Origin of the sequence: Enterobacillus tribolii, assembly GCF_003363015.1 — a bacterium.
GTDB classification, from domain to species: domain Bacteria; phylum Pseudomonadota; class Gammaproteobacteria; order Enterobacterales; family Enterobacteriaceae; genus Enterobacillus; species Enterobacillus tribolii.
In genome coordinates, this window is the sequence record NZ_QRAP01000004.1 from 376,792 (window position 1) to 403,292 (window position 26,501).

Annotated in this window: 27 protein-coding genes and 1 tRNA gene; 4 read left to right on the forward strand and 24 right to left on the reverse strand. The window is 53.6% G+C overall.

What is annotated here, in order from left to right; genetic code table 11:
• Positions 1-18 precede the first annotated feature (18 nt).
• The 4 genes from citC to C8D90_RS11075 all read right to left on the reverse strand — a co-directional run bounded on the left by citC (position 19) and on the right by C8D90_RS11075 (position 4,508).
• Positions 19-1,092 (reverse strand): [citrate (pro-3S)-lyase] ligase, encoded by a 1,074-nt coding sequence (gene citC / locus C8D90_RS11060; protein WP_115458500.1) that lies wholly within the window; start codon positions 1,090-1,092, stop codon positions 19-21.
• Positions 1,093-1,151: 59 nt separating this feature from the next.
• Positions 1,152-2,015, reverse strand: coding sequence for a fumarylacetoacetate hydrolase family protein (locus tag C8D90_RS11065; protein WP_115458501.1), 864 nt, complete (start codon positions 2,013-2,015; stop codon positions 1,152-1,154).
• A 74-nt stretch (positions 2,016-2,089) separates the two neighbouring features.
• Positions 2,090-3,334 carry an MFS transporter gene (locus C8D90_RS11070; protein WP_115458502.1) on the reverse strand — a complete coding sequence of 415 codons (1,245 nt, stop codon included), beginning with the start codon at positions 3,332-3,334 and terminating at the stop codon, positions 2,090-2,092.
• A gap of 85 nt (positions 3,335-3,419) precedes the next feature.
• Positions 3,420-4,508, reverse strand: a complete 1,089-nt coding sequence (locus C8D90_RS11075; protein WP_115458503.1) for a 4-oxalomesaconate tautomerase — start codon at positions 4,506-4,508, stop codon at positions 3,420-3,422.
• Positions 4,509-4,668: 160 nt separating this feature from the next.
• Here C8D90_RS11075 and C8D90_RS11080 point away from each other — a divergent pair, with 160 nt between their 5' ends.
• Complete coding sequence (locus C8D90_RS11080) at positions 4,669-5,595, forward strand: LysR family transcriptional regulator (protein WP_115458504.1); 927 nt, start codon at positions 4,669-4,671, stop codon at positions 5,593-5,595.
• 319 nt (positions 5,596-5,914) lie between these two features.
• Here C8D90_RS11080 and C8D90_RS21970 read toward each other — a convergent pair whose 3' ends face one another.
• The 4 genes from C8D90_RS21970 to C8D90_RS11095 all read right to left on the reverse strand — a co-directional run bounded on the left by C8D90_RS21970 (position 5,915) and on the right by C8D90_RS11095 (position 7,696).
• A complete protein-coding gene (locus tag C8D90_RS21970; RefSeq protein ID WP_147291354.1) occupies positions 5,915-6,328 on the reverse strand; it encodes a putative T6SS immunity periplasmic lipoprotein in 414 nt (137 codons plus the stop codon).
• Positions 6,329-6,655: 327 nt separating this feature from the next.
• On the reverse strand, positions 6,656-6,946 hold the full coding sequence (locus tag C8D90_RS11085) for a DUF1493 family protein (protein ID WP_376744986.1): 291 nt from the start codon (positions 6,944-6,946) through the stop codon (positions 6,656-6,658).
• The gene (locus tag C8D90_RS11090; RefSeq protein WP_115458506.1) at positions 6,946-7,404 is read right to left on the reverse strand and encodes an STM2901 family protein; all 459 of its coding nucleotides are present in this window, start codon (positions 7,402-7,404) and stop codon (positions 6,946-6,948) included. The genes C8D90_RS11085 and C8D90_RS11090 overlap by 1 nt, the downstream gene beginning before the upstream one ends.
• A gap of 216 nt (positions 7,405-7,620) precedes the next feature.
• A tRNA-Thr gene (locus tag C8D90_RS11095) sits at positions 7,621-7,696 on the reverse strand.
• A gap of 197 nt (positions 7,697-7,893) precedes the next feature.
• Here C8D90_RS11095 and C8D90_RS11100 point away from each other — a divergent pair.
• Positions 7,894-8,925 (forward strand): NADP-dependent oxidoreductase, encoded by a 1,032-nt coding sequence (locus tag C8D90_RS11100; RefSeq protein WP_115458507.1) that lies wholly within the window; start codon positions 7,894-7,896, stop codon positions 8,923-8,925.
• Positions 8,926-8,964: 39 nt separating this feature from the next.
• On the opposite strand, the gene proA is transcribed toward C8D90_RS11100, so the two are convergent.
• From proA to gpt, 5 genes are all read right to left on the reverse strand, one after another.
• On the reverse strand, positions 8,965-10,218 hold the full coding sequence (proA, locus tag C8D90_RS11105) for a glutamate-5-semialdehyde dehydrogenase (RefSeq protein ID WP_115458508.1): 1,254 nt from the start codon (positions 10,216-10,218) through the stop codon (positions 8,965-8,967).
• A 10-nt stretch (positions 10,219-10,228) separates the two neighbouring features.
• Complete coding sequence (gene proB / locus C8D90_RS11110; RefSeq protein WP_115458509.1) at positions 10,229-11,332, reverse strand: glutamate 5-kinase; 1,104 nt, start codon at positions 11,330-11,332, stop codon at positions 10,229-10,231.
• Positions 11,333-11,484: 152 nt separating this feature from the next.
• Positions 11,485-11,886, reverse strand: a complete 402-nt coding sequence (crl, locus tag C8D90_RS11115; RefSeq protein ID WP_115458510.1) for a sigma factor-binding protein Crl — start codon at positions 11,884-11,886, stop codon at positions 11,485-11,487.
• Positions 11,887-11,946: 60 nt separating this feature from the next.
• Entirely contained in the window at positions 11,947-13,197 is a 1,251-nt protein-coding gene (gene frsA, locus C8D90_RS11120) for an esterase FrsA (protein WP_115458511.1), read from the reverse strand.
• A 143-nt stretch (positions 13,198-13,340) separates the two neighbouring features.
• Positions 13,341-13,799, reverse strand: coding sequence for a xanthine phosphoribosyltransferase (gene gpt, locus C8D90_RS11125; RefSeq protein WP_115458512.1), 459 nt, complete (start codon positions 13,797-13,799; stop codon positions 13,341-13,343).
• Positions 13,800-14,059: 260 nt separating this feature from the next.
• Here gpt and pepD point away from each other — a divergent pair, with 260 nt between their 5' ends.
• A complete protein-coding gene (gene pepD, locus C8D90_RS11130) occupies positions 14,060-15,520 on the forward strand; it encodes a beta-Ala-His dipeptidase (protein WP_115458513.1) in 1,461 nt (486 codons plus the stop codon).
• Between the two features lie 49 nt (positions 15,521-15,569).
• Here the strand turns inward: pepD and dinB are convergent, their stop codons facing one another.
• From dinB to C8D90_RS11175, 9 genes are all read right to left on the reverse strand, one after another.
• Complete coding sequence (gene dinB / locus C8D90_RS11135) at positions 15,570-16,631, reverse strand: DNA polymerase IV (protein WP_115458514.1); 1,062 nt, start codon at positions 16,629-16,631, stop codon at positions 15,570-15,572.
• Between the two features lie 115 nt (positions 16,632-16,746).
• Positions 16,747-16,947: a (Na+)-NQR maturation NqrM gene (gene nqrM / locus C8D90_RS11140; protein WP_115458515.1), complete on the reverse strand. Its 201-nt coding sequence runs from the start codon at positions 16,945-16,947 to the stop codon at positions 16,747-16,749.
• Positions 16,948-16,956: 9 nt separating this feature from the next.
• Positions 16,957-18,009 carry an FAD:protein FMN transferase gene (locus C8D90_RS11145; RefSeq protein ID WP_115458516.1) on the reverse strand — a complete coding sequence of 351 codons (1,053 nt, stop codon included), beginning with the start codon at positions 18,007-18,009 and terminating at the stop codon, positions 16,957-16,959.
• A 33-nt stretch (positions 18,010-18,042) separates the two neighbouring features.
• Complete coding sequence (nqrF, locus tag C8D90_RS11150) at positions 18,043-19,269, reverse strand: NADH:ubiquinone reductase (Na(+)-transporting) subunit F (RefSeq protein ID WP_115458517.1); 1,227 nt, start codon at positions 19,267-19,269, stop codon at positions 18,043-18,045.
• Positions 19,270-19,287: 18 nt separating this feature from the next.
• Positions 19,288-19,884, reverse strand: a complete 597-nt coding sequence (gene nqrE / locus C8D90_RS11155) for an NADH:ubiquinone reductase (Na(+)-transporting) subunit E (RefSeq protein ID WP_115458518.1) — start codon at positions 19,882-19,884, stop codon at positions 19,288-19,290.
• Between the two features lie 3 nt (positions 19,885-19,887).
• Positions 19,888-20,517, reverse strand: a complete 630-nt coding sequence (locus C8D90_RS11160; protein WP_115458519.1) for an NADH:ubiquinone reductase (Na(+)-transporting) subunit D — start codon at positions 20,515-20,517, stop codon at positions 19,888-19,890.
• On the reverse strand, positions 20,510-21,310 hold the full coding sequence (locus tag C8D90_RS11165; RefSeq protein ID WP_115458520.1) for a Na(+)-translocating NADH-quinone reductase subunit C: 801 nt from the start codon (positions 21,308-21,310) through the stop codon (positions 20,510-20,512). Before C8D90_RS11165 ends, C8D90_RS11160 begins: the two co-directional genes overlap by 8 nt.
• Positions 21,303-22,541 carry an NADH:ubiquinone reductase (Na(+)-transporting) subunit B gene (locus C8D90_RS11170; RefSeq protein WP_115458521.1) on the reverse strand — a complete coding sequence of 413 codons (1,239 nt, stop codon included), beginning with the start codon at positions 22,539-22,541 and terminating at the stop codon, positions 21,303-21,305. Before C8D90_RS11170 ends, C8D90_RS11165 begins: the two co-directional genes overlap by 8 nt.
• 3 nt (positions 22,542-22,544) lie before the next feature.
• Complete coding sequence (locus C8D90_RS11175) at positions 22,545-23,897, reverse strand: Na(+)-translocating NADH-quinone reductase subunit A (RefSeq protein ID WP_115458522.1); 1,353 nt, start codon at positions 23,895-23,897, stop codon at positions 22,545-22,547.
• A gap of 465 nt (positions 23,898-24,362) precedes the next feature.
• On the opposite strand from C8D90_RS11175, the gene dpaA reads away from it, so the two are divergent.
• Positions 24,363-25,097 carry a peptidoglycan meso-diaminopimelic acid protein amidase gene (dpaA, locus tag C8D90_RS11180; protein ID WP_115458523.1) on the forward strand — a complete coding sequence of 245 codons (735 nt, stop codon included), beginning with the start codon at positions 24,363-24,365 and terminating at the stop codon, positions 25,095-25,097.
• Here dpaA and C8D90_RS11185 read toward each other — a convergent pair.
• Entirely contained in the window at positions 25,068-25,835 is a 768-nt protein-coding gene (locus tag C8D90_RS11185; protein WP_115458524.1) for a class II glutamine amidotransferase, read from the reverse strand. The two genes, dpaA and C8D90_RS11185, sit on opposite strands and share 30 nt — an antisense overlap.
• Positions 25,836-25,914: 79 nt before the next feature.
• On the reverse strand, positions 25,915-26,496 hold the full coding sequence (gene lpcA / locus C8D90_RS11190) for a D-sedoheptulose 7-phosphate isomerase (protein ID WP_115458525.1): 582 nt from the start codon (positions 26,494-26,496) through the stop codon (positions 25,915-25,917).
• Between the last annotated feature and the right edge of the window lie 5 nt (positions 26,497-26,501).

Sequence of the window (26,501 nt, forward strand, 5' to 3'; positions counted from 1 at the left end):
ATCCTGAATGATTGTTCATTAAGCGTCTGCCAAGTCTAAATCCAGCTGATCAGATTTAGTTGCTGATAGCCATTTGTACAGATAAGGCATCGTGCTTGCCGGCACCATGCTGTTAACAGTCTGAATATCTCCTTTGTTTAATAATTTCCTGACTGCGGAAGCAGATATTGGAAAATTATTATCATCGGTCATTCTCTTGATCTCGTTAACTTTGATGCTGGCGGTCGGAATTGCAAATTCGCCCTCCAGCCAGTAATGCATCGCGCAATTATAGTGCGCAGTTACCTTACAGAATGGTTCTGTACCAACAAAGCGCTGATTAATATTCAACGCCGGCGCAATGTAGCGACGGAATATCATTAGATCAATGGCAGCATACACTTCATTAACAATCTGCTTATCTTTTAGAAAATAGCCCGGGAATGTCCCACGGGAAATGATATATTTTGAGCCGGGGTGAACCGTAATATTCGAGATGTGTCGTGAACCGTCCTGAACCATGGCAAAGCGTTCCCGAAAGGAAAACGCAGACAGATCTTCTTCAACGACAAAAACATGAAGCCAATCGCAGGCTTTAGCGGCCTGCTCAATCAGATACTGGTGCCCTAACGTGAATGGATTGGCATTCATGACAATCCCGCCAACATTCGCGGTTGTCACCAGATGGCGGCTACGCAGCTGCCGGCAGTAACGGTGGATGCCGACGGGCGTATTCTCCATAAGGGTTGCCCGGTTCTCAAGGGTAACCAGAGGATAAAACCCGCATCCCTGAAACGACTTAACATTATCCGGGCTGGTCAGGAGAAAAAGCTGATGCTCACCGTTCTGGATCGCCTGCAGTTCCGCTTCATAAACAATCTTCAGACACAGGGATGTTCCACGCCACTCCCTCCCGACTGCAATACACTTTAATGTACTACCCGCGAGACCCGCGCAGGCGACCACATGCCGGTTACAACGCGCAATAACGAACTGTTCAATATCTTCATCGATGCCCAATCCATTGCTCTTCAGAAAGAAGACAATTTCCTCTCTGTGAGTACCGTTGCTAGCTTCAACTGTTTCGAACTCCAGCGCCTGGTCGGTATGCATCTTATTTCTCCTGAAAATATCTTTTTGGTTGTTGAATATTGTGTTCGGCCTGCCGGGTATTACGATGCCAGTAAGTCATGCTGAGGCTGAGATTCCACAATCGTATTCATTAAACGTCCGATATTTTCAATAACCACTTCTACACGGTCGCCTTCACGCATAAAGAGGGGAGGAACACGCTTCTTCCCTACGCCGCCAGGGGAGCCGGTAATAATGACATCACCTGCGCTGAGTGAGGTGAATGTACTGATATAACGAATCAGGTCAGCCACTTTATGGATCATACTGGCCGTCGAATCATTCTGAACCAACATGCCATTCAGATAGGTCTGGATAAATAAGGCATTCGGGTCGGGGATTTCATCAACTGTGGTCATATAAGGGCCGAATGCCCCTGTCTGCGGCCAGTTCTTACCCGCAGTAAACCAGGCATGCTGCCAGTCACGGACAGACCCATCCATATAGCAACTGTAGCCGGCTACGTGGTTCAGCGCGTCGCACATGTCGATATGCGTTCCCGGCTTGCCAATAATGACGGCCAGCTCGCCTTCATAATCAAACTCGTTTGATAATGCCGGCTTGATAACGGGGGTCGCATGACCCGTCTGTGAATCAGGGAAGCGGACAAAAAGGGTTGGTGCGTCGTTGGTTTCAGCAAACTCTTTACGCTTGTCGGCATAATTCATGCCAACACAGAATATTTTTCCTGGTGCTTCAATAACAGGCAGGAAAGTAATGTCATCAGCCATTATATTTGCTGGGTAATCGACATATTGCCTTGCGACATCAATGGCATTCCACTGAAGTAAGTCTTTCAGTGTACTGTACTGATGACCAATTTTATCACCAAGATCAATAATGCCATTGTCAGTAACAATCCCATAGCTTTTACGGTCATGATGGCGATAGCTTGCTAATTTCATAATGAAACCTGTTTATCTATTCCAAATACTGTCTTTGTTCACGCCACGCAAATGTGGCGTGAATGGTTAATGCGTTATTTTAAAGACTCTGCCGGTACCAGGGCTTTTCTTTCGCTGGAGGATAAATATGTCGCGACAACGGCCCCCACACCGAGTAATGCAATAATGAAAGCCGTCATACCTTGCCAACCCATGGAGTGGAAGACGAAACCGTTCACAAAACCGATAACCGATCCTCCCATATAGTAAAAGAACAGATACAGGGCAACGGCCTGACCACGCGCCTGCGTTGCATTCTTACTGACCCAGCTCAGACCAATGGAGTGACAGCCAAAGAAACAGCCAGTGAAAATTACTGAGCCAATAATAAATGTGACAACATTAGACGTCAGCGTCAGCAGCATTCCCAGAGCCATAATCATAAACAGCACGCGCAGAACGTTCATGCTGCCATATTTTGCGGCAAAACGACCCGCCTGAGGTGCGGTGAAGAAACTTAATGCGAAGCTAAATGAAAGCAGACCTGCATTTGCCGGCGAAATATGGAACGGTTCGCCTTTAAGGAAGAAAGCCAGATAGTTATAAAGAGAAGTAAACACACCAAATATGATGAAGCTGATAACAAACGCCAGAGCCAGTTTTTTATTTTTAAAATGCGCAGCACCGCCTTTCACGACACGCAAAACGTTCAGATTTTGCGTTGGTGTAAAGTTTTTAGAGGCCGGCAGCAGGAAGTTGACCAGAACCGCCACCACAATCAAGCTGACAGCAAAACCATAGAAGATCGTATTTATCGAAATATGTTCAATCAGTTGGCTGGCAATAATACGTCCGGACATCCCTCCCATTGAATTACCAAAGACGAAGTAGCCTGTGACAATCCCTGCAACAACGGGAGCGACTTCTTCACTGATATAGGCCGTTGCAGCGGCAGCAATACCACTGAGCGCCAGCCCAATAACGGCACGCAGGGCAACCAGCATCGCCCATGACTCAACCAACGGGCACAGCAGCGTCAGAAAACCACCTAACAACAGGGAAACAATGATCAGCTTTTTTCTGCCATAGTGATCGGATAATGTTCCGGTAAATAAGAGGCCGATTGCCAGAAGCGCCGTTTCCGCGGAGAGAATAATACTCACCTGACTGACCGGCACATCATATTCAATGGCCAGAATCGGTAATAGCGGCTGAATAAAGAAAAGAGAGGCTAATTCAGCCAACCCGGATAAAGCCAGCGCCAATATGACACGTATATAGGTACTCACTTTAGCCGAATCGGGAACATTCAGGCTATTTTTAGCATTCATTACAGACATAACATCCTCAATATTATATTTTTGGTGCAGGGTACTGTAGCTCCCGGGAGCTAAGAGGCATTGTTTGTTTCAATGATTAAAAATATTAGCTAGCTTCTGATACAACATATTCCGGAACGCAAACGGTACCTTCGAAAAGCTTGCGGGAAGTACGAATAACTGCCGCGCGAGTTTTCTCTATCTCACTTCCCTCTTTGAGTAACGAGACGCAAATCTTTCCACTGGGATGTTCGATATTAATGATATTGGTATAAGGTACCTTGGGATGACCTGAAACAATTTTATGAGCGACGGAATTTTCAATAATGGTTGCCGTTGAAATACCGATTGACCCTGTAATAGCCAGAGATTTATGGCATGTGTGGGGCATAAAGTAACGCACTTTGATTGTCCCCCCCGCGCTCGGTTTACTCAAAAGCACAGGCTTGGGAATGACTTTATCAGAGACATCGCCAAATCCCATTGCTATGCCGGCCTGACGGCGAATTTTTTCAAGCCGCGCCATGAACACACGATCGTTATCAAGTTCCGCCGGGGTTTCGCCACCCGTTTTTCCCATCAGTTCGGCATTAATCAACACCATCGGCATGGCCATATCGATACAGGTCACTTCCACACCATCGATCACATCAATCACATTACCGGTTGGCAGTAGCTTACCCGTCTTACAACCCGCTGAGTTCAGAAATGTCAGACCAACAGGTGCCGCAGTGCCAGGTACGCCGTCAATGTGCGTATCGCCTTCGTAATTGACATAAAAGTCCGGCGTCTGTACTTCTGCATCAACCAGCGTTCCGGTATTGAGATTACGGATACGCACTGTCGTGACGGGATTTTTTGCTTTAACAAGGCCTTTTTCAATCGCAAAAGGACCAACGGCACACAGCATGTTACCGCAGTTGGGCGTCGTATCGACGCGGCGTTCGTTAACCATAACCTGTACGAACAAATAGTCGACATCCGCATCAGGACTGTCCGACGGACTAACGATAGCAACCTTGCTGGTTTGGGGGCTTCCCCCACCAATACCATCAATTTCGAGTTCATGACCGGCACCCATCAAACCAAGCAGCACAGCATCCCTTTCCTCAATTTTTGTCGGTAAATCGCTGGCCAGGATAACCGGACCTTTGGAAGTACCACCACGCATCAGCACGCAAGGAATCTTCAACATTTTTGTCTTCTCATTTCACATATTGGTAAGAGCAACGTCAGGATTCCATAATCAAATAAAGAACTCTAATGTCAAAAAACAAACCATTAATACGCTTTGCGCATAAATAGACGTTAGGTTAGTGTGGTTGCCATACGGTGAGTATAGGGAGTGAAATCACATGCAGCATGAGCTACAAGGCATACAAGCTTTTGTTAAGATTGCAGAAATTGGATGCTTCACAAGAGCATCACATTTCCTTCATATTTCACAGCCTGCATTAACACGCAGACTTAAAAAGCTTGAGGATAGTCTGGGAGCGACGTTATTTGAACGGTCGACCAGGAATGTTAAGCTCACGGCGGTAGGGAGGGAATTTTTACCTAAGGCAAAGAATTTAATCGATTTCTATGAAAGCTCGATCCTGAGCATTAAGGAAATGGCTACGCACCAGATCGGTGTTATTACGCTATCCTGCCTGCCCACTGCTGCGTTCTATTTCCTTCCTTCGGTTATCAGAGATTATAACAATCACTATCCCAATATCCGTATTCGAATCCTGGAGCACAGCGCAAGCGACTGCCTTGAAGCAGTATTAAATGGCGATGCGGATTTCGGTATAAACATGATAAACATCACACATCCTAATATCGATTTCACACCGCTCGTGAATGAACCCTTCGTTTTGGCCTGTCGGCGCGACCACGAGTTAGCGCAAAAACAGTTGGTTATGTGGAAAGATCTGGCCGGTTTAAGACTCATCGGCGTAAGACGTTCAAGCGGTAACCGGTCGTTGATAGACCGGGCGCTTGAAGGTATGGAGTGGAAGCCCAATTGGTTTTACGAAGTCAGGCATCTGTCAACATCGCTCGGCATGGTGGAGGCCGGCCTTGGCGTTGCGGTAGTACCCAGTCTGGCGATGCCGACCGATGAGCATCACATCCTTGTAAGTCGCCCGTTAGTTGAACCTGTCATTCGTCGAACGTTGGGACTTGTTCAGCGCAGGGAAACAGCCCTGAGCCCGGCGGCCGAAAAGTTCAGAGAGATGCTCTTGCAGCTTTGGTCTCAGGACGTAAACAGTCCGTGGATTGGGAAGTTCACAACATAGACAGCGTTTCATTTGTATTGTTGTGGCAATAAACGTTACAGCAAATATGAGGGTATTATTTCTCTTTTGAAGGCTGCAGATTGTAGCCCTGCAGGATGACATCCTGTTTTTTATCAGGAAAACGGAGAGTGTTCAGAATTCTGGATCATGTTAAACGTTCTACAGCGTCATTACCGCCGCGACGCGCGAATATATGAGGCTTCATATTGCAGTTGGAAAGACGGTGTGTGAACCAGTGGTTCAGGCTCTGGCGGAAATAGCAGAACGTTTTCATAAAAACCGGGACTAGCCCGGTTTTTATGAAAACTCAATATATTGATTAATAAGAGTTAAATCTTGTCACCTCAATCTTTCCGTTATTATCTTTCAAAATAAAGTCAGCATTGAAGATACGAATATCTGGCGAAATTCCTTGTTTTGGAGGAGAATCTAATCGTGCTGTGAAATGATAGGATTTGCCAACTTCAAATTTATAGCCAAAATCATCAACACATTGCCCCTCAGAAACAGGCATATTTAAGTTGCTCTTATATAGAACATTTTCATCATTGCCTGCCTCGCCAATAGTAATAGCGTTTATACGTTCATTTTTTTCAGGTTTAACTATAAAACAAACTTTATTATCAACTGCAGTAACTGAGGCTCTGAACTGTGGCGGATCGGGATTATTATAGTGTATTCCACAACCAGAAAGTGAAAAAGCCAATATACTAACAGACAAAATCTTTTTCATCCTTATCAGCCCCGCTGTTTTAAAAAATCAGAAAGCGTATATTCATACAACGCAAAAGTATTTTTATCACTGACACCTAAAAAGCGTACTTTCCTTTGACCGGCAAATTCTATTCATTATCACTATTAACAACTACGGCAATAGCTACTCATATTCTCCCTGAGATAAACAGGCAGAAAGCCCCCTGGCTCATTTGAAACTGTAAGTATCGCTTTATCAAGTTCATCGCTCTCACCAAAGGGCTGTTTAGTAATCCCAACTGCCTTATCTATGCTGCTCACCTCTGTTTCCGTACCAGACAAGATTACTGCCATTTTTAAGTTATTCTTAATATAACCACTGTCCCGCTTTGGCTGACTCTATTAGCATCCCTATAGTAAGCGGTAAACCATATCGTTTTTTTTCAGGAAAGTATTTATCAAAAAAAACAGCCTGAGGGTCTATAGAAAACAGCTCCGTATATCGCGTCAGAAGTTCATAGGCATCCTCAGGAGCCATCTTAAAATCTTTGTTTAAATCAGTATCCTTCGTTAGCTTGTACCTTTTAAAGGTAAACAGGCTTACCCCATTATATTCTTCAACTAAAGCAAACACTGCTTTTTCTATCTCGTCATCCATTACCATAACTTATCCCCAGCACGAGCAATACGATTATATGCAGAGGTTGTATTCCACGCTATTTGAGCAACATCGGCAGCAATGACAAACCAGCCAATGACAGGAACCGCACGACCAACAAATGTGGATAGTTTTTTGGTCATTATGATCTTCATATTCGAAGGCCCTCCAACAATCGTAGGCAAGCGCATCGGCATATAGATACCTTTAAGCTGTTGTCTTGCTATTTGGGAGGCTCTGGATGTTCCCGGTGTTGCTCCAGCCAGTTTACCGGATACACGTATGTTGTTTTGACCAAGGTAAATAGCCGCCGCCGCCGCAACATCCTTTGCTACAGTTGAGCCTGTAAAGTGTTCAGCCGTACTATCCACCATCACCCAGAAGAACAACTCTCCAGCGGATAAATTTGTTAATCCGCCGTAGAAATAAGTCCCTTTCAACTCCTCAACCGTATCCAAGTTCCACCTCCTTGTATGATAAGCAAACCTAATCATAGTGGTGATGCTTCAAGCAGTCTATAGAGAAACATCTAAGGAAAAAGTTTATGTGTTAACATACATGATAACCATCAACTCACGGAGACAGTTTGGTAGACAGAATTACCTACAAAAGAGCAGACAAAAACGACGTTGTAATCTTTATAACGTGTTGTTTTTTTATGAAACTTCATGAAGTGGTGCCGGTAATAGGAGTCGAACCTACGACCTTCGCATTACGAATGCGCTGCTCTACCAACTGAGCTATACCGGCACTGGGGGCGTTCAGGACTTACTGAGAAGTGCGGTGCCTAACATAGTGAAAATCGCTGGCAGCGTCAAGAGGATGCCGTTTATATGGCGATTTTATCAGCACCAGGCGCACGTAAACATCACCTCTTTGCATCGCTTTGCGCTAGTCTCTTCCTATTCTGCGGTGTATCCGGCACCGCGTTGCGTTAAGGAGTTTCCATGCCTCAGCTAAACACCGTTAACCGTCAGTTTATCCTCGCCAGGCGCCCGCAGGGCATGCCAACGCATGAGGACGTTAAACTGGTACAAAGCGCCGTCCCCTCCCCCTCTCAGGGCCAGGTTCTGCTGCGCACCCTGTATTTATCCCTCGACCCTTACATGCGCGGTCGTATGGACGACACGCCGTCTTACTCCCCGCCGCTGGCGCTGGGCGACGTGATTGTCGGCGGCACCGTTTGCCGGGTCGAGAAATCCCACCATGATAAATTCCGGGAAGGCGACCTCGTGCTCGCCTACGGCGGTTGGCAGGACTATGCCCTGTCCGACGGCAGCGGTCTGCAAAAGCTGGACCCCGCCATGCCGCGCCCTTCGATGGCGCTCGGCGTACTCGGGATGCCGGGTTTCACCGGCTACATGGGGCTGATGGACATCGGCCAGCCCAAGGCCGGTGAAACCGTCGTCGTGGCCGCCGCAAGCGGTGCAGTGGGTTCCGTGGTTGGTCAGGTAGCAAAATTGCAGGGATGTCGGGTGGTCGGCATTGCCGGCGGAGAGGAAAAATGCCGCTATATCAAGGAGGAGCTGGGGTTTGATGCCGCTATCGACCACCGCGCGGCAAACTTTCCCGTCCTGTTACAGGCGGCCTGTCCGCAGGGTATCGACGTCTATTACGAAAACGTCGGCGGCGCGGTCTTTGACGCCGTTTTTCCGCTGCTGAACACCAGTGCCCGTATTCCGGTATGCGGCATGATTAGCCAGTATAACGGCGCACGCGACACCCAGATGCAGGATCGCCTGCCGCTGCTGATGGGCACCATCTTAAAGAAACGCATGCGCGTGCAGGGGTTTATTATCGGAATGGACTATGGCCCACGCTATCCTGAATTTTACCAGGCGATGAGCGGCTGGCTGCAACAGGGGAAAATCACCTTCCGCGAAGACGTGGTAGAAGGCCTGGAAAATGCGCTGGACGCCTTTTGCGGACTGCTGGAAGGGAAAAACTTCGGGAAGCTTATCGTAAAAGTAGCGGAGTAAAAATGAAGGGCCTGCCGTTTTCCCGCAGGCCCGCAATCCTCAGCGCCGCACTAAATTATCGCCGCGGCCAATCCATTTATAGGTAGTCAGCGCCTCCAGCCCCATCGGGCCGCGGGCGTGAAGTTTCTGGGTACTGACGGCAACCTCCGCCCCCAACCCAAACTGACCACCGTCGGTGAAACGCGTACTCGCGTTCACGTAAACCGCAGCGGAATCCACCTCACGCACAAAGCGATCGGCATGCGCCATGGTCTGCGTCAGAATCGCGTCGGAGTGCCCGGTGCCGTGCTCACGGATATGCTCTATCGCGCCGTCGAGATCCCCCACCATTACCACGTTCAGATCGAGCGACAGCCATTCGTCATCCAATTCCGCGCCCTGCAAAGGCAACACCGCCGCCGGGCCAGACTGCAACAACGGCAGGCAGCGAGGGCAGGCATGCAACGTGACTCCGGCCTCCTGCATTTTTACGCTGAGCGCAGGCAGAAACGAAGCGGCAACGGCCTGACTAACCAGCAACGTCTCCACCGTATTACAGGTACTGGGGCGCTGCGTTTTGGCATTCTCAATCACGTTCAGGGCGCTGTCGAAATGAATATCGGCATCGACATAAATATGGCAAACCCCGATGCCGCCGGTAATCACCGGGATCGTAGAATTTTCACGGCACAGCTTGTGTAAACCGGCCCCGCCGCGCGGGATCAGCATGTCGATATAGCGATCCAGCTTCAGCATCTCCGCCACCAGCGCCCGGTCAGGATTTTCAATCGCCTGTATCGCATCGCCCGGCAGCCCGGCCTGCTCCAGCGCACGCTGCACCACCTTCACCATCGCTTGATTGGTGTGATGCGTTTCTTTGCCGCCGCGCAAAATCACCGCGTTGCCGGTTTTAAGGCACAGCGTCGCCACGTCGATGGTCACGTTCGGCCGCGCTTCGTAAATCACGCCGACCACGCCGAGCGGCACCCGGCGCCGCTCCAGCGTCAGCCCGTTATCCAATACGCTGCCGTCAATCACCCGGCCAACCGGATCGCTCAGGCGGCACACCTGACGCACATCGCTGGCAATCGCCGCCAGGCGCGTTTCATTCAACGCCAGGCGATCGAGCAATGCTTCGCTCATCCCGCCCTGGCGTGCATTGTCCACGTCCAGGCGGTTAGCCATCAAAATAGATTCGCACTCCTGCTCCAGAAAATCAGCGATCATTGCCAACGCCCGATCTTTCTGCGCCGTGCTCAATACGGCAAGCCGGTAAGATGCCCGTTTGGCGGCTTTCCCCATTTCCTCTAACATTCCGCTCTCCTCAGATAACGATCATATCGTCGCGGTGAACGGATACCGGACCATATTCATAGCCCAGTATGCCGCTGATTTCCTGCGAATGACGCCCCGCAATCAGGCGCAACGCATCGCTGTTATAGCGGCTGACGCCGTGCGCCAGATCGCGTCCGGCGAGGTTGCGGATACGCACCACCTCACCGCGCGAAAAGTTGCCGCTGACGTTGCGAATCCCTTTGGGCAGCAACGAACTGCCGCGTTCCAGAATGGCGGAAACCGCACCATCATCCACGGTAATCTCCCCGGCCGGCGGCGCGCCGAAGATCCAGCGCTTACGGTTTTCCAGCGGCGTTTCCAATGCATGGAAACGCGTGCCGGTGGAAACATCGTTGATCACGTCGGCGATAACGCCCGGCTTACTGCCTGCGGCAATAATCACGTCGATCCCCGCGCGACAGGCAATGTCGGCGGCCTGCAGCTTGGTCGCCATTCCGCCGGTGCCTAACCCGGAAACGCTGTCGCCGGCAATGCCGCGCAGCGCGTCGTCGATGCTGGTGACTTCGCGGATCAGCTCCGCCTGCGGATTATTACGCGGATCGGCGGTATACAGACCAGCCTGATCGGTTAACAGCAACAGCTTGTCTGCGCCGCCCAGAATCGCCGCCAACGCCGATAAGTTGTCATTGTCGCCGACCTTGATTTCCGCCGTGGCGACGGCGTCATTCTCATTGATCACCGGCACGATGCGGTTGTCCATCAGGGCGTGCAGAGTATCGCGCGCGTTCAGGAAGCGCTCGCGATCTTCCAGATCGGCCCTGGTCAGCAGCATCTGACCGATGTGAATGCCATAAATGGAAAACAGTTGCTCCCAAAGCTGAATCAGGCGGCTTTGCCCAACTGCCGCCAGCAGTTGCTTAGAGGCAATGGTCGCCGGCAGTTCCGGATACCCCAAATGCTCCCTGCCCGCGGCAATCGCCCCGGAAGTGACAATAACGATACGATGACCGGCGGCGTGCTGCTGCGCACACTGACGGACCAACTCTACGATATGGGCACGGTTCAAACGACGGGATCCCCCGGTTAACACGCTGGTGCCCAGCTTCACAACCAATGTTTGGCTGCCACTCATAATCTTTCTGCCGTTACGTTGAAACGCCCCATCCGGGACGTCGGTGATGTTGAAAGCGCAAACTGTCTTTGTATCAGGAGAGCTGCGTCATGCCAACCAGCACGACGCGAAATACGGGGATAAATTTTAGCGCCTTAGCGCGGAGAGGTCATTCAGGCGCGTAAACGCAGCAAATCACCGGAAAAATCAGCAGCAGGACGAAATTCCAGCGGCAGCGAAGCGATCAACGTGTGCAGGTTGGCATGAAAATCGCGCAGCGTTTGCTCCACCCGTTGCAAAACATCAGCGTCTTTGATGTCCTGCTCACGCCAAATACCCAGTTTGTCATACAGCCCCAATGTATAGCTGTAGGAGAATCCTGTCTCATCGGCATCAAGCTCCATCCACCAGCCCCAGAATTCCCGCTTCTCCGGGCTGGGTTTCACATTAACGCATACGGCAAGGCAATCGAAAAAGAAACGGTTTTCCTGACACTGCGTTTCGCGCAGATAAGGACCTAATGCAGTGAATTTCTTCACTAAGCGGCCTTTAGGGTAACCACTGGGTAATGTCATACAGCATCCTCCATTAATGGTTACTCTTTTTTAACAAATAATCAAAAATTAGCAATCCGCTTAACGCATTTTATTTTGTATCCAGTCACATATCTGGTGTAAAGCGCGATCAAAACTTTCGTACACCGGCGTTGACGGAATTGCCAGAAGCTTGCCGTCTGCGGACGAGCTAACGATCCGCTTCGCCTCGTCTTCCGGGCTGAACGGATCCTTTTTCCAGAAGCCGGCCAGCACCGGCGTCGCACAGCGCCGCCCCAGCAATCCCTGTGTTTTCAGGGAATAGCAGTTCAGCTCGGTACGCAGCGCCGTCGCCGTTGCGCTGTCCATCCCCATCCGGCTGGCCAGCACGTCAATGTACATTCCCGGAACGCTGTCCTGACAACGCTGGTCGCACAGCAGGCTGTGTACGATCGGTCCCAGGCAGGCCACGCTGCGCAGGCGTCTGGACTCCAGATAAGCCAGACGCATCGCCACGTTGGCGCCGAAGCGCAGGCCGAAAGCGGAAACCTGCGTATGGTCTATCCAGGGAACGTCCGGCAGCGCATTGAGCACGGCCTGATGCAGGCGGCTGGAATCCTGGGTGAGCTTAAACGCGGAGGAGAACCCGACGGACGGCATATCGACGGTCAGCATCGCGATCCCCCTTGGCGCCAGGTAGTCGCGGAACAAACGGTGATTATCGCTTTGCAGCATGTCCAGGCTGTTGCAGATGATCACCGTGGGGAAAGGCCCGCCTTCGGCAGAGGGCATGTGCAAAAAACCGGTGATGCTGCGCCCGCCCTCAACGGGGAAAGAGAGCTCTTTCAGCTCGTAGGAAAGGCGTTTGGCCGCTTCTTCATAGGCCCGGTTAGAGAGCGCGCCGGCCTGCTCGGCCAAATCATCGCCTTTCAGATGCGGATAGCCGGCGATGCTGTATAACGTGGCGGCTTTCAGCCAGTGCTCACCGGCACGCTGGGCATCCGCTTCCGTGCCGGCCTTGCGCTGCCACTCCATCGCCTGATGGGACCACTCATACGCCCAGTTGCCGCTGCGATAGCCGATTACGGTGTCCAGCAACCGATCGTCGCTGCGCCGGGCGTCGGATGCCGCGATACGCGACAACACATGTTCAATTTCAATCGGATCGATACCGCGCCATGTCCACATCAGAACGTTGATTGTACGATACCAATTCGCCTGTTTTACCCCTTCCAGCGCGGAGTCAGCCACGTGCAACGGCTCCGTATGGCCGCTGAGATTGACCAGCGTCGACGTTTCACGATCCTTAACAGAAGGTTTAAACAGGGTTTCAGAAAGATTGGCCTGGGACATGGATGGGTATTGCCTCCGTTACACAATAATTACGCCCGGTAATACACAAAGACGCCGGGGGGATTAGTGTATAAGAGAGTGCGGCCCAAAAACAAACGCCCGGCACAAGCCGGGCGCACATTTAGATAATGTCTCGCTTTGACTTACCGGCCGCCGATAGGCTCAACGAAGGTAACGGCCATATCCCAGGGCTGTTCAATCCAGGTATCCTGCGGGATATCAACCACGTAGTCATCCACCAGCGGACGCCCGGCCGGCTTGGCGAAAATCGTCACGAAGTGCGCTTTGGGATACATATCGCGGATCGCCTTCGCGGTGCCGCCAGTATCCACCAGATCGTCAACGACGATAAAACCTTCGCCGTCGCCTTCGGCGCGTTTAAGCACCTTCAGTTCGCGCTGATTGTTGTGGTCATAGCTGGAGATACAGACGGTGTCCACGTGACGGATACCCAGTTCACGAGCCAGCAGGGCGGAGGGAACCAGACCGCCGCGGCTTACTGCAATGATGCCTTTCCACTGGTCTGCCGGCAACAGGCGGTGAGCCAGCTTGCGCGCTTGCATTTGCAACATGTCCCAAGTAACAACGTATTTTTCACTCATACAAAGTATCCCAGCCGATGCGAAAACGGCTTACAAAATTTAGACAGGGGAAAAAAGGTTGCGCGAGATTATAGAGAGCCAACGCCACAAAAACCAGCACTTGTCACCAATAAGCAAAAACTATGACAACGATTTAGCACCATAGTCTGCCCAAGGAGCGGGATATGGTGGTATTCTCTGCAATAGTGAGAAGAATTCCGCTTACCCTAACGCTCAGCAACTTTTTCTTATGCTGATCAACCAATATCAGGAGACTTAACGTGTCTGAACTGTCTCAACTTTCGCCGCAGCCGTTGTGGCAAATTTTTGCCGACATCTGCGCGATTCCCCACCCCTCATATCATGAAGAAGCGCTGGCGAATCACCTTGTGGCCTGGGCCAAAGAAAAAGGCCTTCACGTTGAACGCGACGCCGTCGGCAACGTACTGATACGTAAAAAAGCCAGCCGCGGCTTCGAAAACCGTAAGCCGGTGGTGTTGCAGGCGCACCTGGACATGGTGCCGCAAAAAAATAACGACACCGATCATGACTTCACCAAAGACCCGATTCAGGCCTACGTAGACGGCGATTGGGTAAAAGCGCGCGGCACCACGCTGGGCGCTGATAACGGCATCGGGATGGCTTCCGCGCTGGCGGTGCTGGCCGACGACAGCGTAACCCACGGCCCGCTGGAAGTGCTGCTGACCATGACGGAAGAAGCCGGTATGGAAGGCGCTTTCGGCCTGCAACCCGGCTGGTTGCAGGGAGATATCCTGATCAACACCGATTCCGAAGAAGAAGGCGAAATCTATATGGGCTGCGCCGGCGGGATCGACTTCATCACCACCCTGCCGCTCAGCCGCGAAGCCGTACCGGCGGGTCATGAGATCATCAGGCTGACCCTGAAAGGCCTGAAAGGCGGCCACTCCGGCGGTGATATTCATCTGGGACTGGGCAACGCCAACAAGCTGCTGGCCCGTTTCCTGTTCGGCCATGCGCAAGAGCTTGGCCTGCGCGTGCTGGACCTGAACGGCGGCACCCTGCGCAACGCCATTCCGCGCGAAGCGTTCGCCACGCTGGCGGTTCCGGCGGCTAACGTCGGCAAATTGCAGTCTCTGGCGCAAGAATATCAGGCGATCCTGAAAAGCGAGCTGGCCGCCGTCGAGAAAAACCTGACCATCCTGACAGAGCCGGGCCACAGCGATGCCAAAGCCCTGAGCGCCGACAGCCAGAAACGCTTTATCGCCCTGCTGAACGGTACGCCGAACGGCGTGATCCGCATGAGCGACGAAGTTAAGGGCGTAGTGGAAACGTCGCTGAACGTCGGCGTAGTCACCACCAACGATCAGGAAGCGCAGATTATCTGCCTGATTCGCTCTCTGATCGACAGCGGTAAAGACAGCGTAGTCAGCACCCTGAACGCGCTCGGCCAGTTAGCCGGCGCCAAAGTCGAAGCCAAGGGCAGCTATCCGGGCTGGAAGCCGGACGCCAGCTCCCCGGTGATGCATCTGGTGCGCGAAACCTACCAGAAGCTGTTCGACGCAACGCCGAACATCATGGTTATCCATGCCGGCCTGGAGTGCGGGCTGTTTAAGAAACCCTATCCGGACATGGACATGGTTTCTATCGGGCCGACCATCACCGGACCTCACTCCCCGGATGAGCAGGTGCACATCGGCAGCGTAGGCCAGTACTGGCAGCTGCTGACCGCCTTGCTGAAAGCGATCCCGGAGAAAGACTAATCTGCCCAGGCGTTCCGCGCTTCAGGTGCGGAACGCCTGATTCAGGCGCTTAACCGTCGATATCCAGGCTCAGTTGCTTCTCCACCTGCGGGTCCAGCAGGGAAACATGTAATCCCACCAGCCGCACGCCGCGCCCCAACCGGCGGCTGTCCCAGGCCTGACGCGCCACCGCAAACAAATCCCGCTTATCCAGCACCGGCCATATGTGTTCCTGCGTGGTTTGCTGGAAGTCATGAAACTTCAGCTTCACCCCCTGACGGGCAATGTGCAAATCGGGCTGAACCCGGCGCAGACGCCCCTCCAGCTCGGAATAAAGCCGCTCCAGCAACACCTCGCAGCTTTCCCAGTCATGAATGTCCTCGGCCAGCGTATGCTCAACGCCGACCGATTTACGCAGCCGGTCCGGGGAAACCTCGCGCTCATCCCGACCCTGGCAACGCTCCCACAGCACCCGCCCGAACTTGCCGAAGCGGTGCAGCAAATCCGCCAGCGGATAGCGCTGGAGGTCTTCACAGGTATTCAGCCCCAGCTCGCTTAGCTTTGCGGCGGTCACTTTCCCCACGCCGGGAATTTTAGACAGCGGCAACTGGCGGATAAACTCCGGCATCTGTTCCGGCGTAATCACGAACATCCCGTTGGGCTTATTGATGTCGGAGGCAATCTTAGCCAGAAATTTCACCGGCGCCACGCCGGCGGAAGCGGTCAGATTCAGTTCCCGCTCAATGTCCTGCCTGATTTGGCGGGCGATAAGCGTGGCGGAACCGTGCAGCAGCGTGCAGTCCGTTACGTCGAGATAGGCTTCATCCAGGGAGAGCGGCTCAATCAGCGGCGTGTAACGCGCAAAGATTTCGCGGATTTGCAGGGAAACGTCTTTGTACAGCGCCATTCTGCCGGGGATCAGCGTGAGATGCGGGCAAAGTTTGAATGCCTGCGCCGTCGGCATAGCGCTGCGAACGCCGAACTTCCGGGCCGGATAATTGGCGGTGCTAATCACTCCGCGCCGGTCACGGCTGCCGCCGATAGCCAACGGAATATCACGCAACTCGGGAAAGTCGCGCATTTCAACGGCGGCATAGAAGCAGTCCATATCAACGTGAATGATTTTGCGCATAGGTCAAAATGACGATAGAAAACACTGTATAAGTATACACGCATTTTGCCGTTGGTGAAGAGGGTTTGAGCAATGCAGGCCCGGCCGCGTGTTACGGCCGGGTCGAGTGAAGGAGTTACAGGATACGGTTCTTTTCGCGCGCCATACGCTTTTTACGCGCTTCGCACGGTTCGGGGCAGTCACACACTTTATCCAGCCCCAGCCCGGCGATACCGCCGCAGCTGCCGTGTATGCTCCTGCGTTTCACGATATATCCAATCGACATCAGGAAAATCATCAGCAAAAACACGGCAAACGTAATTATGAAAACTTTCATCTCGTCGCCTCAGGATTTTTTCGCCAGATAGGGTTTAAACGCATCGGAATAGCGCTCCTCAAAACCCTTATCCGTTTTTACGATCATAAATACCGGGATACCCAGCAGGTTAGCCAGCGCCATACCGCGCTCCGGTCCCATAACGTCCAGCCCGGTGGACAAACCGTCCGCCGTCATGCAGCTCGGGCTGATCACCGTAATGGACACCAGATGATGCGTCACCGGACGGCCGGTTTTCGGGTCAATTTCGTGGGAGAAGCGCGTTCCGTCCACCTCGAAATAATTGCGGTAGTCCCCCGACGTCGCCACCGCCATCTCGCCGGGCTGAATAATCTCCTGCACGCTCTGGTTCATGCCCGCCTGCGGTTTTTCGATGGCGATACGCCAGGCTGTATCGTTACCGTTCACGCCGCGGGTACGGATTTCGCCCCCGATATCCACCATGTAGTTAACGATCTTCTGCGAGGCCAGATAATCGGCGATCACATCCACGCCATACCCTTTGGCGATCGATGACAGATCCAGATAAAGCTGGGGAATACGCTTAATCAGCGTATCGCCTTCTACGGACAGGTTTTCGATGCCCACCCAGGCGCGACGCTGCGCAATTTCCGCATCGGTCGGAACCCGTTCCAGCCGGCCTTCCGGCCCAAAACCCCACAGGTTCACCAGCGGTCCGACGGTAATATCCAGCGCGCCGTCGGTGACGCCATGAATACGGATCGCCTCGCGCACCACCTTCGCCGTTTCAGGCGAGACGGCGAAAGGCGTATTTACCGCATCGCTCTGGTTGAAGCGGCTAATCTCCGAATTCGAGCGATAGGTCGACATCTGGTTATTCACCTGCTCCAGACGTTTGTCGATCTCGGCCTGCAATACCTGCGGAGACGGCGCGCCTTCCCCCGGAACGTATTTCACGGAGTAATACGTTCCCATCGTTTTTCCGTCGATATTCACCTGTTCCGGCCCGTCGCAACCGGCCAGCAGCAGCAGGGGTAAACACCACGCCAGTAAACGCGCGCTACGGGAGAAGGCGGCGAGCCGCCCGGCATAATTCAGCATGTTCGTATTCAGACTCAGTAGTAATAAGATGGTTTAGCCGCCGAAATCATCCAGCATAATGTTTTCCTCTTCAACCCCCAGCTCGCGCAGCATCTTAATTACCGCAGCATTCATCACCGGCGGACCGCACATGTAAAACTCGCAGTCCTCCGGCGCCGGGTGGTCGCGCAGATAGTGTTCGAACAATACATTATGAATGAACCCGGTATAACCGTCCCAGTTATCCTCAGGCATCGGATCGGAAAGCGCCACGTTCCAGGTGAAGTTCGGGTTCTCCGCCTGAAGCTGGTTGAAATCGTCCACATAGAACATTTCGCGCACCGAGCGCGCACCGTACCAGAAGCTGATCTTACGCTTGCTGTTCAGGCGGCGCAGTTGGTCGAAAATATGAGAACGCATCGGCGCCATGCCCGCGCCGCCACCGATGAATACCATCTCAGCCTCGGTGTCTTTGGCGAAAAATTCACCGAACGGTCCGGAAATGGTCACTTTATCACCCGGCTTCAGCGACCAGATGTACGAAGACATAATGCCCGGCGGTGCATCCGGCACGCCGGGAGGCGGCGTAGCGATACGCACGTTGAGCATGATTAACCCTTTTTCTTCCGGATAGTTCGCCATGGAATAAGCGCGCACCGTCGGCTCGCTGACCACAGACTCAAAGCGGAAAAGGTTAAACTTCTCCCAGTCGCCGCGATATTCCTGCGGCACGTCGAAATCGCTGTAACACACCCGGTGAGGTTCGCACTCAATCTGAATATAGCCGCCGGCGCGGAAAGGCACTTCTTCCCCTTCCGGCACGCGCAGACGCAGTTCCTTGATGAAGGTGGCGACGTTGTCATTGGAGATGACCTCGCACTCCCACTTCTTCACCCCGAAAATCTCTTCCGGCAGTTCGATTTTCATATCCTGCTTCACGTTGACCTGGCAGGCCAGGCGACAACCTTCTTTCGCCTCACGCTTATTGATATGCGCCAGCTCGGTCGGCAGAATGTCGCCGCCGCCCTCTTTCACCGTTACCCGGCACTGGCCGCAGGAACCGCCGCCGCCACAGGCGGAGGAAACGAAAATCCCCTGGGACGACAGCACGTTAAGCAGTTTGTCTCCTGCCGGCGTATCAAACCCTTTTTCCGGGTCGCCATTAACATCAACATGAATATCGCCGGTATTAACCAGCTTTGATTTGGCGAACAAAATCATGATGGCCAGCGCCAGCACGATCAGGGTGAACATCACCACGCCAAGAATAATTGCTTGCATAGGTTCCTTCCGTCCTGTCTATAGGTGTACGCCAGAGAAGGACATAAAGCCCAGCGCCATCAACCCCGTAGTAACAAATGTAATGCCCAGCCCGCGCAACCCGGCCGGCACCTCGGCGTACTTCATCCGCTCGCGGATCCCCGCCATCGCCACAATCGCCAGCGTCCAGCCAACGCCGGAGCCCACGCCGTAAACGATGGATTCCGGAAAGCTATAATCACGCTGAACCATAAACGAAACGCCGCCGAAAATGGCGCAGTTAACGGTGATTAGCGGCAAAAAGATGCCTAACGCGTTGTAAAGCGCCGGGAAGAAACGGTCGAGGATCATCTCCAGAATCTGTACCAGCGCCGCAATAACCCCGATAAAGGTAATAAAGCTGAGGAAGCTCAGATCCACACCTTCCGCGATAGCGCCTTCACGCAGCACGTAGTGGTAGACCAGGTTATTGGCCGGTACTGAAATGCCCAGCACCACCGTTACCGCAATACCCAGGCCGAACGAGGTGGAGACTTTCTTGGACACGGCCAGGAAGGTACACATGCCGAGGAAGAAGGCCAGCGCCATGTTTTCCACGAACACGGCGCGCACGAACAAGCTGATATAATGTTCCATCGCTTACTCCTTCTCGACCTGGTCAGGCTTCAGGGTCCGCAAAACCCAAATCAGCATGCCGATGATAAAGAAAGCGCTGGGCGCCAGCAGGAACAGGCCATTAGGCTGATACCAGCCGCCGTTCTGCACGCTCTCCAGCACGGTGACGCCAAACAGCTTGCCGGAGCCGAACAGTTCACGCAGGAAGCCGACCAGAATCAGGATCACGCCGTAGCCCAGGCCGTTGCCGATACCGTCCATAAAACTCTCCAGCGGCGGCGCTTTCATCGCGTACGCCTCAGCGCGCCCCATCACGATACAGTTGGTGATAATCAGGCCAACGAATACCGAAAGCTGCTTGGAGATCTCATAGGCATAGGCGCGCAGAATCTGATCCACCACGATCACCAGCGACGCGATAATCGTCATCTGCACAATGATACGTACGCTGTTGGGAATATGGTGACGAATCAACGAAATGAAGAAGTTGGAGAACGCCGTCACCAGCGTTACCGCAATGGTCATCACCAGCGCGGTTTCCAGCTTGGTCGTCACCGCCAGCGCGGAACACACGCCCAATACCTGTAATGCAATCGGGTTATTATCCAGCAGCGGCCCCAGCAGGACTTTTTTTATCTCTTTGCTATCAGCCATTGTTTAAAGCTCCTTCGCGCACACGTTGCAGGAAAGGACCGTAACCGTTCTCCCCCATCCAGAAATCAAAGATGTGCTGCACGCCATTCGCCGTCAGGGTCGCCCCCGACAGCCCGTCAACCGCATGGGGATCGTTCGGGTTCGCGCTGCCTTTCACCACGCGCATAGCGGGTTTGCCCTGCTCGTTAAACAACTGCTTGCCCACCCACTTGGCGCGCCACAGCGGGTTTTCAATCTCACCGCCCAGCCCCGGCGTTTCGCCGTGCTCATAGAACGTCAGGCCCTTGATGGTATCGCCGTCGACGCCGACTGCGACAAACGCGTACATCACCGACCACAAGCCGTTGCCGTAAACCGGCAGCACGATCTGACTGATCCCGCCCTGCTCATTTTTGACCAGATAAACTTCCGCCAGATTACTGCGCCGGCGGATGTTGGCGACGTCCTGCTCCGGCGTCAGCGCAATGCTGGTTTCCGGATCTTTGGCGGCGTGTGCGGCGTCGAACGCCGCGACGTCGCCGGCAACGAACTCGCCGCTGTGCAAATCAAGCAGGCGTGGTTCGATACGTGATTCAAACAGGCTCTGTACCTGTTCCTGATCGAGCTTGCCCTGCGCCAAATCCGCCACCACCAAAATATTGCGCTGCTTATCCAGCAGCTTTTGCACTTCCTGGCGCGGTTTCAGCCCGACGGCGGCGCCGGCCACGATCACCGAGCACACCAGGCACAGGATCACCACCACGGCCAGCGTCCTGCCGATGCTGTCGTTTTGCTTCACGATTTCCTTAGCCACGCGCTTTCCTCCGCTTGATGTTGGCCCGCACCACCAGGTAGTCGAACAGAGGCGCAAACAGGTTGGCGAACAGGATGGCCAGCATCATGCCCTCCGGATAGGCCGGGTTCATCACCCGCACCAGCACGCACATCACGCCGATCAGAATGCCGTACCACCACTTTCCTTTGTTGGTAAACGCGGCGGACACCGGGTCGGTCGCCATAAAAAACATACCGAAGGCGAAACCGCCCAGTACCAGATGCCAATACCAGGGCATGGCGAACATCGGGTTGGAATCGGAACCCGCAACGTTAAACAGCGTGGCGCTGAGCACCATGCCAATCATCACGCCGGCCACAATGCGCCATGACGCTACGCGGCCGAAGATGATAATCAGGCCGCCGATCAACAGCATCAGGGTTGAGGTTTCACCGATGGAGCCGGGAATATTGCCGAGGAACGCATCCATCCAACTGATGGACTGACCGGTCAGGGTATTGACCATGCCGCTCTGCCCCGCCGCACTCCACTGCGCCAGCGGCGTCGCGCCGGAAAAGCCATCGGCGGCGGTCCACACCAGATCGCCGGAAATCTGCGCCGGGTAAGCAAAAAACAGGAAAGCCCTGCCTGCCAGCGCCGGGTTCAGGAAGTTACGTCCCGTTCCGCCAAAAATTTCTTTCGCGATCACCACGCCGAACGAGATCCCCAGCGCAGCCTGCCACAGCGGCAGCGTCGGCGGGACGATCAGGGCGAAAAGGATCGAGGTAACGAAAAAGCCTTCGTTAATTTCGTGCTTGCGGATAATCGCAAACAAGACTTCCCAGAATCCGCCCACCACGAACGCTACAGCGTAAATCGGCAGGAAGTAGATGGCGCCCAGCGTCATCATACTGAGCCATCCGGCATCAGGGTGCAGACCGGCGCCCAGCATTTCCGCCAGCCGGTAATGCCAGTCGCCGGCGATAACCTGCATCAGCGCCTCGCCCTGATACAGATGATTCAGCGCGGCAATGGTCTGGTGCCCGACGTTATACATGCCCCAGAACATGGCCGGGAATACCGCCAGCCAAACCAAAATCATCATGCGTTTGAGGTCAATGGCGTCGCGGACGTGGGAAGCCCCGCGCGTAACATGACCGGGGGTATACATGATGGTGGCCACCGCCTCATACAGCGGATAGTAGCGCTGCAGCTTGCCGCCATCTTCGAAGTGATGCCCCATGTTTTCAATAAAACGTTTCAGTCCCATGGATTATCCTTCCTGCTCGATGGTGGTCAGAATGTCGCGCAACACCGGGCCATATTCATACTTTCCGGGGCAGACGAAGGTGCACAGCGCCAGATCTTCTTCATCCAGCTCCAGGCAGCCCAGCGTTTGCGCGCCGTCGGCATCGCCGGACAGCAGGTCGCGCAATAACATGGTAGGAAGAATATCGAGGGGCATTACCCGTTCATAGTTGCCAATCGGCACCATCGCACGCGCGCCGCCGTTGGTATCTGTAGTGAATGAGAACAGTTTATGACGCAGAAAGTGTCCGAGCGTGGTGCGCGTAACGGAAAACTTGTCGCTTCCCGGCATCATCCAGCCAAACAGCTCTTTTTCCCGCCCTTCTTTCACCACCGAAACCTGATGGTGAAAACGACCGAGAAACGCCAGGCTGCCCACGGCACGCACGCCGCTCAGCACCGAACCGGAAATGATGCGGTTTTCGCCTTCTTTCAGGCGACCGGCTGTCAGTTCGTCAGTGCTTGCTCCCAGGCGGGTACGCAGCAGTACGGGATGATTCACCTGCGGGCCGCCAAGGGCGATGACCCGATCGGTGTACAGCTCACCGGTGGTAAACAGCTTACCTACGGCGATCACGTCCTGATAGCCAATGTGCCATACCGTCTTTTTCTCGCTGACCGGTTCCAGGAAGTGAATGTGAGTACCGACTAATCCCGCGGGATGCGGGCCGCTGAACTCATTGAACGTCACGTTATCCGCGCAACGCCCCTGCAGCCCGGCGCCGGCCTGTTGGCACACGTACAGCTTGCCCGCCGTCAGGCGGCTCAGCACGGTCAGGCCCTGGAAGAACGCTTCTTTTTCCGCCGCGATGACGATCTGGGGATCGCCGGCCAGCGGCTGCGTATCCATCACGCTGACGAAAATCGCGGCGGGAATGCTGCCCGGCGCAGGCGTTTTACTGAACGGGCGGGTGCGCAGTGCGGTCCAGAGGCCGGAGGCCAGCAAATTACGCTCCACCAGCCCGCGATCCAGCGTCGCCAGCTCATCCGGCGCATACTGGTCAAAACGCAACGATTCCGCGTCGTCGGCGCCGGCGGTATCAATCACCACCGATTCCAGCACCCGTTTTTCCCCGCGGTTAACCGCGGCAATCACGCCGCTGGCGGGGGCGGTAAAACGTACTCCCGGCGTTTTCTTGTCTTCAAACAGCAATTGCCCTTTGAGAACCCGGTCACCCTCTTTTATCGCCATAGCAGGACGCATACCGATATAGTCTCCGCCCAACACGGCTACATACCGGATAACGCCCCCCTCTTCAATCACGGGAGAAGGTGCGCCCGCAATAGGGAGGTTAAGTCCTTTTCTTATTTTAATCATGGTGTTGTCTGTCGTTGTCGTCATGATGCGTGATGCGCCCCGTTCAGAGAGACAGGAAGTAAGCATTTGCTTGCCTGGACGGAGCATGAAATTGCCCGGGCTACACGGAAAACACGCATTCCGGCAGGGAATTCAACCCGGTTTGGTTCAATATGATGGCGGTTGTGCATGGCATCAGCCATTCACCAGCAAACTTTATGATTAGCCATTCATTGGTAAATTCTATCATTTTGTCGCTCCGGCACCAGTAATAATGCCGCAGGAAAGTGAACTTAAACGCAGAAATAGCGAGGTTTTTTGCGGGGGTAATTCCTATTTCTATTATTTATTCACATTACATCTATTTTTTATGAAAAAGTGCTCCCCCTTTGGCCCGTTCCTGCTTTACACTGGCGCAGTTTGGGGTAATGTCAACAGGCGAAGTCTGAAGACGCCGTTAGATTTTCGTTATTTGCAGGAACATAAATGGGCAAACTTTCAGCCTTTCTGGTGGCGGTATTGGCGCTGCCGTTAATTTCGTGCTCTTCTTCGGCCAGCGAGCAGTCCGTGGCGGCGAACCCGGTGCCCGTGGTTAAACAGCAGGCGCTGGGGCAGCCGGTATATATTCAGGTCTTTAAAGAAGAACGTACGCTGGAATTGTACGCGAAGCTACAAGGGAAATATCAGCTGGTTGACAGTTACCGCATCTGCAAGTTCTCCGGCGGACTTGGCCCCAAGCGCACCGAAGGCGATTTAAAAAGCCCGGAAGGTTTTTATCAGGCCACGATGAGCCAGTTGAAGCCGGACAGCCGATATTATCAGGCTATAAACATTGGCTTCCCTAATGAGTTCGATCGGGCCCACGGTTATTCCGGGAAATATTTGATGATTCACGGCGATTGTGTTTCCGTCGGCTGTTACGCAATGACCGATGCTTATATTGCCGAAATTTATCGTTACGTTAACAGCGCATTAATCAACGGACAACCGGCAGTAAATATCAGCATTTATCCTTTCCGCATGACGGAAAAAAATATGCAACGCCATCGTAACTCTTCCTATTATTCATTCTGGAAACAGTTACAGCCGGCTTACGCCTATTTTAATGAATACCGGCAGGCGCCGCAGGTAGACGTATTTAACGGGCAATATGTGGTTAACCGTCCGCCGATGCTCAGCGGACAGAGTCCCTCACAGCTGGCGTTCGCCAAACAGGAATAACGCATAATCACCCGGCATTATCGTGTTCCAGTGTTCGTCCCCGGTCAGCGGCCGGGTGGCGATCACGGTCACCACGTCATCCGGCGTCGTCTGGCGCTGAAAATCGATTTCCACGTCTTCATCCAGCAGGGTCGCCTTACCGAACGGCGCTCTGCGGGTTATCCAGCACAGATTGGTCGAGCAGTACGCCATCACGAAACGCCCGTCTGATAACAGCATATTGAACACGCCCATTGCCCGCAGTTGATCCGCGCAGCGAGAAATGAAACGGAACACCGCCGGCCAGTTACCCGGCGTTCTGGGGTAGCGTTTTACCAGCTGATTCAGCAGCCAGCAAAAGGCGTATTCGCTGTCGGTCTGCCCCACCGGACGGAAATTCCCGGTATCCAGCCGTTTGTAGCCCTTCAGTTGCCCGTTATGGGCAAACGTCCAGTTGCGCCCCCACAGCTCGCGGGTAAAAGGATGAGTATTCTCCAGCGCCACCACACCACGGTTGGCCTGGCGGATATGGGAAATGACCGCGCAGGATTTTATCGGATACTCCTGCACCAGCCTGGCAATGGGCGAATTGAAGCTCGGCAGGGGGTCCTTAAAGGTCCGGCAACCGTTGCCCTCATAGAACGTAATTCCCCAGCCATCCTTGTGCGGCCCGGTGCGCCCGCCGCGTTGCACCAGACCGGTGAAACTGAAGCAAATATCCGTGGGAACATTGGCGCTCATTCCCAACAACTCACACATGACCGCTCTCCTTAACAACGGCAATCGCGGAGGATCGCACAAAGGGAAATTAACGGAACGTCCCTGTTCGCCATCACGATCAGCCTTTGACCATTTCCTTTTCAATCAACTGAATCAGGATATGGATGGCTTTGATGTGGATCTCCTGAATCCGGTCGGCATAGCCGAAGTGCGGCACGCGGATTTCCACATCGGCGCTGCCCGCCATCTTACCGCCGTCTTTACCGGTCAGGGTAATAACCTTCATCCCTTTGGCGCGGGCTGCTTCGATGGCCTTAATGATGTTGCCGGAGTTGCCCGACGTAGAAATGCCCAGCAATACGTCGCCTTCACGCCCTACCGCCTCGACGTAGCGGGAGAACACGTAGTCGTAACCGAAGTCATTACTGACGCAGGAAAGGTGGCTCGGATCGGAAATAGCGATGGCCGGATAACCCGGACGGTTTTCGCGATAACGCCCGGTCAGCTCTTCGGCAAAGTGCATGGCGTCGCAGTGGGAGCCGCCGTTGCCGCAGGAAAGCACCTTCCCGCCGGCCTTAAACGCATCCGCCAACAGCACGGCGGCACGCTGGATGGCGTCGATATTGGCATCGTCGCTCAGAAAGTTTTGCAGCGTATCCGCCGCTTCATTCAGTTCGCTACGAATCAGATCGTGGTACATGGCTG

Excerpts from the sequence above, each read along its gene's own strand:
- C8D90_RS21970 (WP_147291354.1), bottom strand. The coding sequence starts at position 6,328 with ATGAAAAAGATTTTGTCTGTTAGTATATTGGCTTTTTCACTTTCTGGT.
- nqrM (WP_115458515.1), bottom strand. The coding sequence starts at position 16,947 with ATGAAAGTTTTCATAATTACGTTTGCCGTGTTTTTGCTGATGATTTTC.
- C8D90_RS11075 (WP_115458503.1), bottom strand. The coding sequence starts at position 4,508 with ATGTTGAAGATTCCTTGCGTGCTGATGCGTGGTGGTACTTCCAAAGGT.
- lpcA (WP_115458525.1), bottom strand. The coding sequence starts at position 26,496 with ATGTACCACGATCTGATTCGTAGCGAACTGAATGAAGCGGCGGATACG.
- C8D90_RS11170 (WP_115458521.1), bottom strand. The coding sequence starts at position 22,541 with ATGGGACTGAAACGTTTTATTGAAAACATGGGGCATCACTTCGAAGAT.
- proB (WP_115458509.1), bottom strand. The coding sequence starts at position 11,332 with ATGAGTGGCAGCCAAACATTGGTTGTGAAGCTGGGCACCAGCGTGTTA.
- C8D90_RS11065 (WP_115458501.1), bottom strand. The coding sequence starts at position 2,015 with ATGAAATTAGCAAGCTATCGCCATCATGACCGTAAAAGCTATGGGATT.
- frsA (WP_115458511.1), bottom strand. The coding sequence starts at position 13,197 with ATGTCCCAGGCCAATCTTTCTGAAACCCTGTTTAAACCTTCTGTTAAG.
- C8D90_RS11070 (WP_115458502.1), bottom strand. The coding sequence starts at position 3,334 with ATGTCTGTAATGAATGCTAAAAATAGCCTGAATGTTCCCGATTCGGCT.
- crl (WP_115458510.1), bottom strand. The coding sequence starts at position 11,886 with ATGACATTACCCAGTGGTTACCCTAAAGGCCGCTTAGTGAAGAAATTC.
- gpt (WP_115458512.1), bottom strand. The coding sequence starts at position 13,799 with ATGAGTGAAAAATACGTTGTTACTTGGGACATGTTGCAAATGCAAGCG.
- C8D90_RS11185 (WP_115458524.1), bottom strand. The coding sequence starts at position 25,835 with ATGTGTGAGTTGTTGGGAATGAGCGCCAATGTTCCCACGGATATTTGC.
- proA (WP_115458508.1), bottom strand. The coding sequence starts at position 10,218 with ATGTTAGAGGAAATGGGGAAAGCCGCCAAACGGGCATCTTACCGGCTT.
- C8D90_RS11100 (WP_115458507.1), top strand. The coding sequence starts at position 7,894 with ATGCCTCAGCTAAACACCGTTAACCGTCAGTTTATCCTCGCCAGGCGC.
- nqrF (WP_115458517.1), bottom strand. The coding sequence starts at position 19,269 with ATGCAAGCAATTATTCTTGGCGTGGTGATGTTCACCCTGATCGTGCTG.
- C8D90_RS11145 (WP_115458516.1), bottom strand. The coding sequence starts at position 18,009 with ATGCTGAATTATGCCGGGCGGCTCGCCGCCTTCTCCCGTAGCGCGCGT.
- citC (WP_115458500.1), bottom strand. The coding sequence starts at position 1,092 with ATGCATACCGACCAGGCGCTGGAGTTCGAAACAGTTGAAGCTAGCAAC.
- dinB (WP_115458514.1), bottom strand. The coding sequence starts at position 16,631 with ATGCGCAAAATCATTCACGTTGATATGGACTGCTTCTATGCCGCCGTT.
- dpaA (WP_115458523.1), top strand. The coding sequence starts at position 24,363 with ATGGGCAAACTTTCAGCCTTTCTGGTGGCGGTATTGGCGCTGCCGTTA.
- C8D90_RS11080 (WP_115458504.1), top strand. The coding sequence starts at position 4,669 with ATGCAGCATGAGCTACAAGGCATACAAGCTTTTGTTAAGATTGCAGAA.
- C8D90_RS11175 (WP_115458522.1), bottom strand. The coding sequence starts at position 23,897 with ATGATTAAAATAAGAAAAGGACTTAACCTCCCTATTGCGGGCGCACCT.
- C8D90_RS11085 (WP_376744986.1), bottom strand. The coding sequence starts at position 6,946 with ATGGATGACGAGATAGAAAAAGCAGTGTTTGCTTTAGTTGAAGAATAT.
- C8D90_RS11160 (WP_115458519.1), bottom strand. The coding sequence starts at position 20,517 with ATGGCTGATAGCAAAGAGATAAAAAAAGTCCTGCTGGGGCCGCTGCTG.
- nqrE (WP_115458518.1), bottom strand. The coding sequence starts at position 19,884 with ATGGAACATTATATCAGCTTGTTCGTGCGCGCCGTGTTCGTGGAAAAC.